Source organism: Shewanella frigidimarina (assembly GCF_003797125.1).
In the GTDB taxonomy this organism is placed as follows: Bacteria; Pseudomonadota; Gammaproteobacteria; order Enterobacterales; family Shewanellaceae; genus Shewanella; species Shewanella frigidimarina.
This window is the reverse complement of sequence record NZ_RKKE01000001.1, coordinates 902,587-916,438: the sequence shown is the minus strand read 5'-3', so window position 1 is coordinate 916,438 and position 13,852 is coordinate 902,587. Positions and strand designations below refer to the sequence as shown.

At 40.4% G+C, this 13,852-nt stretch carries 12 protein-coding genes and 1 tRNA gene; 5 read left to right on the top strand and 8 right to left on the bottom strand.

The features are described 5' to 3' along the window. Positions 1–167: 167 nt before the first annotated feature. Complete coding sequence (locus EGC86_RS04090) at positions 168–2,150, bottom strand: putative bifunctional diguanylate cyclase/phosphodiesterase (RefSeq protein WP_123776698.1); 1,983 nt, start codon at positions 2,148–2,150, stop codon at positions 168–170. Between the two features lie 224 nt (positions 2,151–2,374). On the opposite strand from EGC86_RS04090, the gene EGC86_RS04085 reads away from it, so the two are divergent. The 4 genes from EGC86_RS04085 (at position 2,375) to EGC86_RS04070 (ending at position 7,182) form a co-directional block, all read left to right on the top strand. Next, complete coding sequence (locus EGC86_RS04085) at positions 2,375–3,259, top strand: alpha/beta fold hydrolase (RefSeq protein WP_165872333.1); 885 nt, start codon at positions 2,375–2,377, stop codon at positions 3,257–3,259. Positions 3,260–3,606: 347 nt separating this feature from the next. Next, entirely contained in the window at positions 3,607–4,263 is a 657-nt protein-coding gene (locus EGC86_RS04080) for an OB-fold-containig protein (protein ID WP_123776696.1), read from the top strand. A gap of 75 nt (positions 4,264–4,338) precedes the next feature. Continuing rightward, positions 4,339–6,102, top strand: coding sequence for a flotillin family protein (locus EGC86_RS04075; protein ID WP_059745769.1), 1,764 nt, complete (start codon positions 4,339–4,341; stop codon positions 6,100–6,102). 483 nt (positions 6,103–6,585) lie between these two features. Then, entirely contained in the window at positions 6,586–7,182 is a 597-nt protein-coding gene (locus tag EGC86_RS04070) for a 2-hydroxychromene-2-carboxylate isomerase (RefSeq protein WP_123776695.1), read from the top strand. 219 nt (positions 7,183–7,401) lie between these two features. Here the strand turns inward: EGC86_RS04070 and EGC86_RS04065 are convergent, their stop codons facing one another. The 7 genes from EGC86_RS04065 to EGC86_RS04035 all read right to left on the bottom strand — a co-directional run bounded on the left by EGC86_RS04065 (position 7,402) and on the right by EGC86_RS04035 (position 13,264). Continuing rightward, on the bottom strand, positions 7,402–7,593 hold the full coding sequence (locus tag EGC86_RS04065; protein WP_011639035.1) for a DUF3185 family protein: 192 nt from the start codon (positions 7,591–7,593) through the stop codon (positions 7,402–7,404). A 206-nt stretch (positions 7,594–7,799) separates the two neighbouring features. Further along, positions 7,800–8,249 carry a DUF1499 domain-containing protein gene (locus EGC86_RS04060; protein ID WP_059745767.1) on the bottom strand — a complete coding sequence of 150 codons (450 nt, stop codon included), beginning with the start codon at positions 8,247–8,249 and terminating at the stop codon, positions 7,800–7,802. A gap of 13 nt (positions 8,250–8,262) precedes the next feature. After that, positions 8,263–8,721 carry a nuclear transport factor 2 family protein gene (locus EGC86_RS04055; RefSeq protein ID WP_123776694.1) on the bottom strand — a complete coding sequence of 153 codons (459 nt, stop codon included), beginning with the start codon at positions 8,719–8,721 and terminating at the stop codon, positions 8,263–8,265. A gap of 286 nt (positions 8,722–9,007) precedes the next feature. Beyond that, positions 9,008–9,538 (bottom strand): hypothetical protein, encoded by a 531-nt coding sequence (locus EGC86_RS04050; RefSeq protein WP_123776693.1) that lies wholly within the window; start codon positions 9,536–9,538, stop codon positions 9,008–9,010. 69 nt (positions 9,539–9,607) lie between these two features. After that, positions 9,608–10,174 (bottom strand): hypothetical protein, encoded by a 567-nt coding sequence (locus EGC86_RS04045; RefSeq protein ID WP_123776692.1) that lies wholly within the window; start codon positions 10,172–10,174, stop codon positions 9,608–9,610. A gap of 632 nt (positions 10,175–10,806) precedes the next feature. Further along, positions 10,807–10,896: transfer RNA gene (locus EGC86_RS04040), tRNA-Ser, on the bottom strand. A gap of 211 nt (positions 10,897–11,107) precedes the next feature. Then, positions 11,108–13,264, bottom strand: a complete 2,157-nt coding sequence (locus EGC86_RS04035) for a M3 family metallopeptidase (protein ID WP_123776691.1) — start codon at positions 13,262–13,264, stop codon at positions 11,108–11,110. 285 nt (positions 13,265–13,549) lie between these two features. Here EGC86_RS04035 and EGC86_RS04030 point away from each other — a divergent pair, with 285 nt between their 5' ends. Beyond that, on the top strand, positions 13,550–13,810 hold the full coding sequence (locus EGC86_RS04030) for a DUF5062 family protein (protein ID WP_011639029.1): 261 nt from the start codon (positions 13,550–13,552) through the stop codon (positions 13,808–13,810). The last annotated feature ends 42 nt before the right edge of the window (positions 13,811–13,852 follow it).

The following is a 13,852-nucleotide window of genomic DNA, read 5'->3' as shown; positions in this document are numbered from 1 at the left end:
TCAGTTAAAATGGATAGGCTAATAACAGATGGTTAATAGTCTATTCATGAAAATGAATAAGTTAACTGAACATGTCGTTTGGTTGAAGTTAAACGAGAGGGAATCATAGCACCCTCACCCGTTAATTAGGCAAGAAATTAGCTGGAGGTTAAGTGCTTATGACTAGATTAAGAATTAGCAGATCGCAATAAGAAGGGAGAACGTTGTTCATCTGGATGACATGATAGTTTTTGCGTTAACGCATCAAAGTCAAGCGGTTTATCAAATAAATAGCCCTGTAAATAATGAATACCTAAAGCGGTGAGAGTGTTGGCTTGTTGCTGGTTTTCAACTCCTTCAGCAACAATACGGTAGCCAAGGCCATGAGACATCACCATTACCGCTTTAACAATATCAATGCCTTTAAGGTGAAGATTATTGATAAAAGAACGGTCAATTTTAACGGTATTAACATGTAAATCTTGGATCACAGATAATGACGAGTAGCCAGTGCCAAAGTCATCGATGGAAATCATAAAGCCTATTGACTGCAATGCTTTAACCATTTCAATTAGTTTAAATTTATCTTGCGAAAATACCGACTCAGTGATTTCTAAATGCACTTTACTTGGATTTACATGGTACTGGTTAATGATTTGCTCAGCTTTACTGACAAAATCAACATCTTCAAATTGAATCACCGACACATTAATGCATATTGCTAATTGCGGCTTTAACAAATGTAATGCTGACAGATGGCGCACCGACTCTTCAAGTACCCAGTAGCCTATTTGTTTAATGGCGCCATTTTTTTCTGCTAACGGAATAAACACATCCGGTGGAATATTATTTCCTTCAAATTCCCATCGGAGTAACGCTTCAACAGAGGCTATATCACCAGTAGTGGAGTCAATGATGGGTTGAAACACCAAACGTAATTGTTGCTCGGCAATAGCTTGGGCAATCCCTTTACTTAAATGCATTTCATGCTTTATCTTCTGCTCTAGCTCACCACTGAACATCACATAGTCATCAGTACCGCCACTTTTGCGGCTATACATGGATAGATCGGCCAAGCTGATTAAATCTGATATTGATTGGCCGTGTTCAGGATACATTGCAATACCAATAGAACAGTCCATATGAATCACATGCTGCGTAGTGATAATAGCCTGATTAATATACTTTTTAAGTGCGATAGCCAAATCTTCAAAACGATAAAGAGGGCTTTGGTGGGCCATAATAATAAATTCATCACCACCCCAACGACAGATTATTTCATCGTGCTGGCAAGCTTGTTTAATTCGCTTTACCACTCCGGTTAGTACTTCATCACCAACCCGATGACCAAAATTGTCATTTACCTGTTTAAAACCATCTAAATCAAGGAAGAAAATAGCATATTGACTGTCGGTTTCTATTTGCGATAACTGTAGCTTGGCGGCGGCTAGAAATGAGCGTCGATTGAGTAATTGAGTCAGTGAGTCGTGTTGGCTTAATTCGATAATTTTTTCGGTTCTTTGTTGAACCTTGTGTTCCATGGTTTTTAATAACTGATTATGTTCATTGCGTAACATAATAGAATTTTTAGTAAAATTAGCGGCAGCATTGGCAACCGATAACATAACAGCGGCATAGGCTAAGCCTAAACAGCCTAATAATAGATGGGCAGGATTATCACCAAGTATCATTTGCAGCGAGAAGGGAGCTAATAACATTAGAGTATAAATTTGCGATAATAACTTGTTGCCAGATAATACCGTAGCGGCACCGCCAGCCATTGCTGACACAATGACTAGAGAAGAAAATAACTCATCAATACTCGATTTGTTATAAAAATAAACACAATAAAAGGCCCAAAGAAACGCAGTTAATAATACACCTGCACCAAAACGATATAAGTCATTTTGGCAACTGAATAGGCCTTTATTAGCACGCCGAAACCACAAAGCCGTATCGATAATACGAAAACCAACAACCGCAGATAAACATAACCACCAGATGAATTTATAATGAACTGTCGAATGTTCCGCAAACCCAAAAGCTAGTCCAGCCGAAGCGACAATAGTAATGGCAATGCCCGGAATCGCATTTTGGTATAACAACTTTAGGTGGTCGTTTAAAACATGTGGATCATTAACCTGTGTTTGCATTAATAGCTTTACCGTCATTACGAGGGAATACCAATAAGTATACGTCCAATGCTTAAAAATACTACTTTCGTGATGATTTAAAGGAACGAAAAGTGCTAGCTAATTTAAGTATCTATTTATCATTAACTTAAGCGTAACAACGTTATTTTTTATGGCTCACCTTCCATAGAAACAGACTAGCCAATATGGGGGTGATGTGTGATTCTGTTATCTAAGCTCATTATTTAACGGATAATATGGTCATGATCCAACTGTGCGAGTGGCAACAGCAGGGGCAATTTTTGTCTATTAACGATCAGCAGATCTTTACTCGTCAAGCGGGTGATAGAAAGGCGCCAGCGTTATTGTTAATTCATGGTTACCCTAGCGCAAGTTGGGATTGGGAAGGTATGTGGCATGAGTTAACTCAACACTATTTTGTGGTAACTCTTGATATGTTGGGCTTTGGATTTTCAGACAAGCCCAAAAATGTTGATTATTTAATCAGTCAGCAAGCCGATATTTATGAAGCTGTTTTACAGCAGTTTGGCGTTAGCCATTATCATATTTTAGCCCATGACTATGGTGATACGGTCGCGCAAGAGTTGTTAGCAAGACAACTTGATGGCAACAGTACATTGAGCATTAACAGTGTGTGTTTTCTAAATGGTGGTTTGTTTCCCGAAACCCACAAACCTTTGCTCATTCAAACCTTGCTACTGTCTCCATTAGGGCCTCTGGTGTCTAAGTTAATTAACAAACAAAAGTTTGCAGCTAATTTACAACGTATATTTGGGCCATCTACACCGCCTACGCCACAGGTTATCGACGCTTTATGGCAACTGCTTAACCACAATAATGGCTTAGCGGTAATGCATAAATTGATTAACTATATCACCCAGCGTAAACAACACCGCGAACGTTGGGTTGGGGCGATTATCAACAGTACAATACCGATCAAGTTGATCGCAGGGGCTAAAGATCCGATCTCGGGCCAACACATGATCGATCATTATCGTAAATTGATTCCTCATGCAGATGTAACCGAACTGCCTACGTTGGGGCATTACCCACAAGTCGAAGACGCGAATGCCATTATCGCTGCCTACTTACAGTTTAGATTAAGTCGTACTAAGCAAATAACTTAGCAATAAGAGTTGGCATTATGAGACAGCAATAAGAGCTAGCTTACGTACAAATAACACGGCCTCAGGTCACTGCATTAGTCTGCAGTATCGTTTGTGTTTACGTCGTATCGAAGCGCTGAAAATACTCAACTTACGTTTTAGATTGTTCTCAACAATTATGGCATCACTGCTTTATGTGCGCGATTTTGTTTGAGTATTGTCGAATCAAAATTGTTCCGAATTATCCATAATAGTAGGCTTACATCTCAAAAAGCATCCGGAATTATTATTCGCTCATATCCTCCTGCAAAATAACATGATATTTTACAATCAAATGGAGTTTAACCCGTTAGGTTTATGGAGAAACAATGCAGGCTTTTTTAGTCGCTCAAGCAAATATACCCTTTTCAATTGCGCTCGCTATTGTGGTCATATTGGGGATGTTTGAAATCATCGCCTTGATTGCAGGCTTAAGTGTATTTAGTGCACTTGATAATTGGTTTTCACTCGATGTAGATACAGATGTAGATACCACGGTATCTGTTACCGGTATGACCGGTATATTGGGTTGGCTGTGTCTTAACCGCTTACCGTTACTTATCTGGTTCGTATTAGCGTTAAGTAGTTTTGCGATAGCAGGCTATGTGATTAACTTTGGCTATTCACAACTTTTTGGCAGCTTTTTACCCCAATTAATCACCGTACCGGTTGCGTTAGTCATAATGTTTTTTTCAAGCCACTTTATTGGTAATGGTATTGCCAATATTCTCCCTAAAAACGAAACCTCAGCAATATCAATTGATGCGCTTGGCGGTTGTGTTGGCAAGATCACCCAAGGTCGTGCAATAAAAGGCATGCCGACAGAAGCGATGGTTCGGGACACATTTGGGCAGAAACACTACGTGTTAGTTGAACCAGAACACGACGATGTCGAATTTTTACCTGGCGTCGATGTTGTACTCATCGCTCATCAAGGCAAAGTCTGGACAGCAACCAGATTCAGTAAACCAAAAGCATCTTATTGAGATATACCCTAAAAATAAAAATGTCATTCCAATGACACTTTTTGATAAACACAGTTGTATTTAAAAGGAAATTAAATGGAAACGTTAACAAACTTTGATTCAGGAAGCGGCTTTGTCCTCCTCATTGCTGGCATAGCAGTATTAGGATTGATTATTATTGGACTTATTTTTGCCAAACTGTACAAACGAGCCAGCAAAGAAATGGCTTTTGTTCGTACCGGGTTCGGCGGTGAGAAAATCATTAAAGATGGTGGCGCAATTGTGCTGCCAGTGCTGCACGAAACGATTTCGGTCAACATGAATACCTTGCGTATTGAAGTTGAAAAAAATCAAAAAGATGCCCTGATCACCAAAGACAGAATGCGCGTGGATGTAAAAGCCGACTTCTATTTACGTGTTGCGCCAAATGCCGAAGGGATTTCAATGGCAGCGCAAACGTTAGGTACTCGCACTAATCGTGTTGAAGAACTTAAAAAATTAATGGAATCAAAATTTGTCGACGTATTACGTACCGTTGCAGCTGAAATGACCATGACCGAAATGCACGAGCAGCGCGCAGACTTTGTCCAGCGAGTGCAGAACAATGTCGCCAATGACCTTGAGAAAAACGGCCTAGAATTAGAATCTGTGTCGCTCACGGGTTTTGATCAAACTGACTTGCAATTTTTTAATGAAAATAACGCATTTGATGCCGAAGGTCGTGCTCGTCTAGCAAAAATCATTGAAGAAAAACGTAAAGAAACCAACGATATTCAACAAGAAAACCGTATCAAAATTGAACAGCGTAATCTTGAAGCGGAAAAAGAATCGTTAGAAATCGAAAAGTCGGAAGAAGAAGCTCGCCTTGCTCAGCAGCAGTCACTCGAATTTAAACGTGCCGATCAAAAAGCTGAAATCATTAAACAAAAAGAAAACAAAGCCCGCGAAGAACGTGAAGCAGAAATTGCCAAAGAGCGCGCAATTGAAACGGCTGAAATTGAAAAAACCAAAGACATCGAAACCCGTGAAATTGAAAAGTATAAGTCTATTGAACAGTCACGCATTCAGCAACAACGCGATATTGAAGTATCTGAACAAGACAAACGCATTGCGGTAGCCGCTAAGTCGGAAGAAGAGTCAGCCGCTCGCGCTCGCGCTGCAGAAGCTGAAAAAACCAAGGTAGAAAAAGAAGAAGCGGTTATTACTGCGCGCCAAACTGCAGAAGCTAATCGTCGTAAAGACATTGAGGTGATTGACGCCCGTAAAGAAGCTGAGCGCGAGGCCGTGGGCGTTACAGTTCGAGCTGAATCAGAAAAAGTTGCCGCGGAAGATAGAGCTAGCGCCATTTTAATTGAAGCGCGTGCCAGTGCAGACGCTAAAATGCTAAAAGCCTCAGCCGATGAGAAAATCTATGCAGTCGAAGCTGCGGGTAAGCGGGCACAGTACGAAGCTGAAAACGTACTGAGCAACGAACAAATTGCACTGCAAAGATCATTAGCCATATTAAAAGCCTTACCAGATATTATTGCTCAAGCCGTTAAACCGCTTGAAAAAATTGAAGGTATTAAGATTTTACAAGGCTATGGTACGGGCAATCAAATGAGTAACGGAGAGGGTAACCAATCCCAGGGTGGTATTGCAGAGCAAGTAACCACTGCTGCATTAAACTATCGTGCTAATGCCCCTGTGGTTGATGCCATGCTACGAGAGTTAGGCTTAGTTAATTCAGAGTCTGGTAACTTAAATGACTTACTGACAGGCAATAATGCACTGACATCTGAAGCGATTAATGTCATTCAATCGGCCAACACGAACTTTAGTGTGGATGAAGTTACCCCTGGCGTTAATCCAGCGCAATAAATGCTAAGTTGCTAAAGAGGTATCTTTCCTCTTTAAAATACAAAAAGTGCCTTTTGGCACTTTTTGTATTTATCGGCATCACTCTATAACAGAGTCATGCCGACTATGTTCAATCTCAGTCGCTTAGCGAGAGTATGAAACACTTTTTTACGCTAAAGAGTGAGTTACAACAGCTGGCCCTGTAACAGGTTTATGTTGTTCTACCTTATTAAATTATGGTCTTAATCGTAGAGAGACTTAATATTCTTTAAGGTTTATTGTTAGTTTATTATGAGCTTGGTTGTAAAGTGTTCAGTGGCCAAAAGACAGACTTTAAGCAATAGTACGTAGAATTTATCTGTTAGTTATTATTGTATTATGGTCGTTACCAGTTACCAGTTACCAGTTACCCGTTATCTATTAGCAGTTAATGCTAGGTATAAGCTAAATACACTTGTGTAATCACTCAGTCCCTCAAATAAGCCTAAAAAGGTAATGTGAACCATGACAACAGCAATAGATTATTATTTTACTAGCCTTTCACCTTATGCCTATTTAGGCCATAACACCTTTACCTCGTTGGCTGAACAGCACAAAGCCGCTATCAACTATAAGCCGATTAAACTGCCAAAATTGTTTGCAGTATTAGGTGTGTTACCGGTAAAACAACGCCTGCAAGCTCGACAAGACTATCGTTTAATTGAGTTAGCTCGTTGGTCAACAAAGCGCAAGTTAACCCTTAATCTGCAGCCCGCTTTCTTCCCTGCAGACCCAGGCTTGGCCGACAGATGTACTATTGTGTTACAGCAAGCTGGACAAGCTGTCAGTGAGTTTGTTGCCAATGTACTGGCAGCATGTTGGGCAAAAGATCAAAACATTGCAGACGAAGCGGTTATCCGACAAATATTAACCTCACTTAATCTAGATGCCGACGGTGTTGTGCAGCAAGCATTGTCAGCCGAAATAGAAGCAATATACGAATCTAATACCGTAGATGCTATTGAAAAAGGTGTGTTGGGTGTGCCGACCTATGTGTATCAAAATGAGCCATTTTGGGGACAAGATAGACTCGATTTACTTAACGATAAGCTGGCTGGATAACGTTATTTAGGTGAGGTCTAAAATAAGGTTGCAGTGGTTATTTACTGTAACCTTTACCGATGCCAATAATAATGAACGTTCAAAAGTAAAAACCAATAATCAATTGCTGTTTACACGTATTAATTTGGTTTTTGGAGTCAATAACGTTACTTATAAATAGTCATCAGTTGGCAGCCATTATGGTTGAATGTTTTTACATCAACGTTTAATCACAATCCATTATTTCAACTTTGTAATACCTATTAGAACCGCAATAATACCACCGGCCATTCCAGCCCAGGCTTCAATTGGCGTATCACCGCTTATCGCGCGGGTAACTTGAGAGCTCGCTGCATCATAAATATTGTAGCCCCACAACGCTAAAAAAATACCCGCAATAACAAGTACAATCCCAATAATTTTACTATTCATGCTAACTCCAGACTTTGATGAGGTGGCAGTGATGCCACCGTTGATGACGTTCGTAGATAACCCGAAACTAACCAAACTCATGAGGGCTCTTTATACAAGCTCCCAGACCAATCTCTGGGGGGGGGCGCTTCCATCTGTTTCATTTTAGCAAAATGAAACAGACACAAGCTAACCTGTTATTACGTTGATCGATCTTTTTATAGTCACTATAGTTTGACGTTATTTCTAATCTGTTCTATTCGCTCGCGGTTAACCCCAAAGTCAGACTCTCCGATACGTGAAGCAGATCTAACATGGATGGTAATGTTATCAGATGTTGTTGACGGGAAATAAAACTCAACATCATCGACAAAACGCATTATCTGCGAGGTAAATTCTACTCGGATATAATCATCCTCAACCACGACGATATTCGCTCGTTCAGCAGCCTTTAGTACGTGCAACAGTTTTGCCTGTGCCTGCTGGCGTGTGCCGACGAACTCAATCGGTTGTATAGCATGTTCTTCATCTGCAACTGATTGTTGGCTATTGACGCAATTTGGCGATTCAGGACATGGCATTAACTGGCCATCATTAATGCCTAAAGTAGGCACCGTGCCAGAACAACCCATTAACAGCATCATGCTGAGTGTAATAATTGAAACTTGCTTGTACATTATTAATATCCTTTTATTTATTTTCTCGGTGACCGTAACTTAATACTCGGGTTATTTGCCATTTGTCATCTACTTTACGCCAAACCATGACAAAGTCAGCTTTACCTTCACATTGGTTGGTTTTATTTTGACAAAAGATATGCACCCCTTCGGTAATCGCACCAAAATCTTTAATCGAGTGGACGTTAAAAGAGCCCTCAACCAGCTTTCGGGTGTAATGGCCACAGGCATTGTTTTTAGTATTCGCAATCATGCTGTCACGGTCCCACGTTACCCCACCATTATCATGATAAAACTCAACATCCGCTGCAAAAAAGCTTGCGTGCTTATCTAGTTCTTGCGGACTTTGACAATGATTAAATGAGTCAAACACCGCAGTATCAAGCGCTTTCATCGTGTCAGCTAACATCACGTCATCAGCCAATGCAGGCATTGAGACCAAGGCCAATAAAACCAAGCAAATTTGTTTCATCGTTTCAATTCCTAATGGGTTAGTGACAAGGTCAGTGGTTCAGTTACAAAGCGTGTTGTAAATAGGCGGTCAAATACGGTTAATACAGAAACTTTATGAGGGCTAAAGTATAACTACAGAATATAAACGTAAAGTCATCGTTCTGAAAACTCAATATTCAAAGGGGTAGGGATTTGAGCCCTCGCCCTCATTCTAAGACGCCTGTATACGCGGGTTGTACGAGTATTGATGAGTAAATTATTACACCAAACTGTTGTTTTTTTTAATGAACTTTCGCGCACTAGCTTTACTGGATTACATTTAACTCTTTCAGCTTATTTAGGAATGGAGGAAATTTAGAATTAACAACAGCACCAGAATTACTTACTCCAAAAGTAGATACCGAATAGGTGTCAATTTGGATTAATTTCATTTTGACGTCACGGCCTTTTGCTACTTTGACAAATTCGTTTATTGGCATAACTAGACGACGAGTAGACCAGCTACCATATTTTGTGAGAACACTTGCTTCTGTTATATTTTCAATTATCTCACCGTCCACATTAAAAGCCACACCTTGAACATTAGTAATTCCATTTGTTCCGACCTCTAAGAAAACTACATCTGGAAATTTTTGATTCCATTCAAAACCCATAGTATGCCAACCCTCAGTTAAGCTTGAAGAGGAGCTTACTGGAGCCTGTGAAACTATGAGAGCACCATCAAATGAGTCTTTATGTGTATTCAAAGATGGTGTCATAGCATCGTTCATACTAGTACAACCGGTTATTGTGATAAATACGGTAACTATTATTAGTTTTAAATCTACTTTAAACATTATGTGATCCTTAAATTTTAGATACCCCGATTAGAGTAGCTAGATTACTACGGCAATGGATGAAAGTTGTTAAGCACTTGCTAGATAGCTACAAGCCCGCATTTCTTTAGAACAGATACCAAAACCATTTGCTTGGTAAACATTAAAAACAGCTTTGATAAATACTATCGGAAGTTGTATTTCGTCTTGAATTTCATAACCATTCAGCCATTGCCCTACTTCACAGTTCTCAACTCGCTCTAATAGTAAATCCATTTTTTTAGTGTCTTCAAAACGGGTAAATAAATACAAAATAAAACAAGGATCTATCACTTCAATCTCAACAGGATATGATGACCCCAATTCATTATATTTCTTAATTAAGCCTTTGGTGTCGAGTATAGCGAAGGCTCTAGAGTATTTTGTGTAAATCTCATCTCTGAAATTTAATGTGAATGAATCATTATTAACTAAAGCAAAATAAATCACTTGAGATAACGCTGGAAGGTCTTTGTGTAGAACGCTGATAGGGTCTTCTAAAGCATCAAGTCTTTGTTTAATTTTGATTGCATCAAGCTCATTACTTATTTGAATAAAAGAGGCTGCCACTGGGAAGTTGACACCAGCAACTCTCATGATTTTTAAAAATGATTCCATATACACTCCATTGTGATTGATACTATGACCTCCAGCTATAGGCTCAACAGTTCTTGCAGCCTAGAGCTGGTTAACCGATAGTTTTTTCCATCTAAAATATCTTGTTACCCTTTGATAGTAAGGTGAAGAGTCTTACTATCAAAGCAAAATTTGTACATAAGCCTTGCGAATTCGATTTGCAATAAATTAGGTCAACCATGTATACCTCAGCGTATACATTTCCGCGTGCAGAGACATGCCGCCTGTAGACATAAATGACCACACTAATTCGTCATTGAATGAGTAACCACATGCTGAATACACTTTACAACTCATATGTAAGTATCGATCTTATAAATAGGAACCCGTGGGTTCAAAGTCCTATCTTTCACCTAAACGAAAAAAGGCTCATCATTTCTGATGAGCCTTTTTTCTTGAATCTTGAGGAGGGATAGCTTGCTTGTAATAAAGAGGAACCCGTGGGTTCAAAGTCCTATCTTTCACCCAATAAAAAGGCCCGCTATAAATAGCGGGCCTTTTTGTTTTTAATGTGGCGGAGGGATAGTGATCTTTTATAAATAGGAACCCGTGGGTTCAAATGTTACAAATACAAAAAAGCCTCATCATTTCTGATGAGGCTTTCTCGTTAAATGTGGCGGAGGGATAGGGATTTGAACCCTAGAACGGGATAAACCGTTGCCGGTTTTCAAGACCGGTGCATTCGACCACTCTGCCATCCCTCCGAACGCGGTGAATAATAAGGGTATTCTAAAAAATGTAAAGCCTTGATGTGCTCAATGGCACAACAAATGTGCAAAATGACCTTAAAAGGGTCGTGTTTGGACAATATTTACACTTTTAACGCGATTAATTTATTATTAGCTCTGTTGACGATAGTGAGTTTGCCTCTCTCGATAGCTTGTTGCTAACGAGAGACAGTAACATCAGTAACGATTAGTGAACTAAACCACGACGCTTTAATAGGGCGTCGGTTGATGGCTTTTTACCAGCAAAGTCGATATAGCTTTGCATTAGATCTCGGCTGTTACCTTTTGACAATACTGCGTCACGGTATTTTTGGCCGTTCTCTAACGTTAATCCACCGTGAGCCATCATGTAAGCAAACGAGTCTGCTGCAAAGACTTCGGTCCATAGGTATGCGTAATAACCAGCTGAATAACCGCCGCCGAAGCTGTGGCTAAAATAGGTGGTTTTGTAGCGTGGCGCAATTGGGCCGTAGTCTAGGCCGTGTTTGGCTAGTGCTTGTTTTTCAAAAACTGCTACATCGGTAATTTCGGTGCCTGCTGGAATTGAATGCCATTCCATATCAAGTAGCGCAGCAGCTAAGTATTCTACCGTGCCAAAACCTTGGTTAAAGGTATGTGCTTTTAATACTTTGCCTAATAACTCTGCTGGAATCGGCTCATCAGTTTGGTAGTGTTTCGCGTAGTTGGCTAGCACTTGTGGATCAACACTCCAGTCTTCGTTAGCTTGTGATGGAAACTCAACAAAGTCACGTGCAGTTAGGGTACCGGCTAGGCTTGGGTAGTTAACTTGTGAATATAAACCGTGAATGGCATGGCCAAACTCGTGGAATAACGTGCTCACTTCGTCAAAAGTTAGCAGTGTTGGTTGACCTTCAGCAGGTTTTGGCACGTTAAGTGCGTTGTATACCACTGGTTTTGTATTTTTTAAGAATGACTGGCTAACGAACTCATCCATCCATGCGCCACCACGCTTACCAGGGCGTGCGTACATATCGAGATAGAACAAACCAATTGAGCTGCCGTCTTTGTTAAAGATTTCATAGCCTGTGACGTCTTTGTGCCACACAGGAAGGTCGTTACGTGGTTTAACTGTAATGCCGTACAGTTTTTCCATTGCGAAAAACAATCCGTCGTTAAGCACTGTGTTCATTTCAAAGTATGGCTTAACTTGGTTGTCGTCTAGGTCATATTTGGCTTTACGTACTTTTTCTGCGTAGTAAGCCCAGTCCCATGGTTCTAAAGTAAAGTCTTTACCGTCTTTAACGATTTCGGCTTGAATGTCTGCCGCTTCTACTTTGGCTTTAACCAGTGCTTTTGGCGCTAAGTCGTCAAGAATGCCATAAACCGCTTCTGGGTTTTTGGCCATTTGGTCGCCTAGCGAGTATGCCGCCCATGTTGGGTAGCCTAATAGTTTGGCTTTTTGTGCACGCAGTTGAGCAATTTTGATGTTTAACGGCGCGTTGGTGTCCATGGCGCGATATGCTGAGGTTTCCCATAGCTGTTTACGTACATCGCGGTTTTTAAGGCTAGAAAGCAATGGTTGAGTGGTGGTGTTCACTAAAGTGATCATGTAACCCGTTTTACCAGCAGCTTTAGCGGCAGCAGCTAATGATGCAATGTCGTTGTCTGATAAGCCATCAAGCAGGGCTTTATCTTCAATTATGATCACATCGTCATTAAATGACTTTAATACGTTTTGTGAGAAGCTGGTTTCAAATTTGGCTAGCTCACCGTTTAACTCACGCATTGTTGTTTTGTCAGCGATTGATAATTCAGCACCGGCACGGACAAAGCGGTCGTAATACACTTCAACTAAACGTAAGTCTTCGCCTGTTAATGTGGCTTTGTTTTTATAAATTGCTTGGATGCGCGCAAACAGTTTTTCATCAAGATAGATGTTGTCTTGGTGTGCTGTGAGTTTAGGCACAATTTGCTCTTCAACACTGATGAAGTTGTCGTCTGAAATAAGCCCTGAAAGGTTGAAAAATACCCGTTGAGTGCGGTCTAAAATCGCGCCGGTTTTTTCAAGTGCGACAATGGTATTGTCAAACGTGGCAGCTTCAGTGTTGTTAGTAATGGCAGCGATTTCTGCTTTGTGCTCTTGCATGCCTTGTTCAAACGCAGGTAAGTAGTCGCCCGCATTAAACTTGTCGAACTGTGGTGCCATGTATTGTAAAGGGCTTGGTGTTAACAGTACGTTGTCGGCAGTAGCAGGCGCTTTGGTCATTGTTGTTGATGCATCTGTTGTGGTTTTGGCTGCCATGGCGGTGTCTGCTGATTGCTCTGAACACGCGCTGAGCATCAGTGCAGCACTAACTGCAGTCGTGATAAGTGTTTTACGCATTGAAATATCCTTGGGTCTTGGCCCTTTTAGGTGTTTTTATGCCTATTCAAAATGTGTTGTGCGGCTGAATAGTGACAATAAAAACATAAAGTAATAACCCCAGTACAATACCAAGCCTGCGCCTTGCAGCAAAGGTTAATGGTATTAACTAAGATTAATTATTGTAACTAAAGTTACTAATAGTGATATTTGTTAGATTTTGCGGCATTCCGGCTGTAATTGTAGTGGTAATTTGTGGATATTCGCGTAGCTTAATAGCAATAGATAGCACGACGAGGGTGATAGATGAAAGCGGGTAAACACGATACAAAACTGCTCAAGCTCGCGATGGAGATTGGCATGGGATACGCGCAAAAGCGTGGTTTTGAAGATTTTGGCAAAGGCATTTCGCCAAAAGATAAAGTGGAATGTATTTATCGATTATTAGTGCAAGACAATTTAATCCAACCATTAGCCGAAGATAAAGATGATGGTCCAAATCGTAAACATAAATTGATATTGTGGATTAGTAAGCAACTGCCTAAAGAACATGAATTATTGAACTAAGGTTACCAACCTACACACTAAATTAAGCCCAAATGAAACGAT

Bases quoted from the DNA above. Each gene is read 5' to 3' on its own strand.
- EGC86_RS04090 (WP_123776698.1), bottom strand. From the start codon at position 2,150: ATGACGGTAAAGCTATTAATGCAAACACAGGTTAATGATCCACATGTT.
- EGC86_RS04085 (WP_165872333.1), top strand. From the start codon at position 2,375: ATGATCCAACTGTGCGAGTGGCAACAGCAGGGGCAATTTTTGTCTATT.
- EGC86_RS04080 (WP_123776696.1), top strand. From the start codon at position 3,607: ATGCAGGCTTTTTTAGTCGCTCAAGCAAATATACCCTTTTCAATTGCG.
- EGC86_RS04075 (WP_059745769.1), top strand. From the start codon at position 4,339: ATGGAAACGTTAACAAACTTTGATTCAGGAAGCGGCTTTGTCCTCCTC.
- EGC86_RS04070 (WP_123776695.1), top strand. From the start codon at position 6,586: ATGACAACAGCAATAGATTATTATTTTACTAGCCTTTCACCTTATGCC.
- EGC86_RS04065 (WP_011639035.1), bottom strand. From the start codon at position 7,593: ATGAATAGTAAAATTATTGGGATTGTACTTGTTATTGCGGGTATTTTT.
- EGC86_RS04060 (WP_059745767.1), bottom strand. From the start codon at position 8,249: ATGTACAAGCAAGTTTCAATTATTACACTCAGCATGATGCTGTTAATG.
- EGC86_RS04055 (WP_123776694.1), bottom strand. From the start codon at position 8,721: ATGAAACAAATTTGCTTGGTTTTATTGGCCTTGGTCTCAATGCCTGCA.
- EGC86_RS04050 (WP_123776693.1), bottom strand. From the start codon at position 9,538: ATGTTTAAAGTAGATTTAAAACTAATAATAGTTACCGTATTTATCACA.
- EGC86_RS04045 (WP_123776692.1), bottom strand. From the start codon at position 10,174: ATGGAATCATTTTTAAAAATCATGAGAGTTGCTGGTGTCAACTTCCCA.
- EGC86_RS04035 (WP_123776691.1), bottom strand. From the start codon at position 13,264: ATGCGTAAAACACTTATCACGACTGCAGTTAGTGCTGCACTGATGCTC.
- EGC86_RS04030 (WP_011639029.1), top strand. From the start codon at position 13,550: ATGAAAGCGGGTAAACACGATACAAAACTGCTCAAGCTCGCGATGGAG.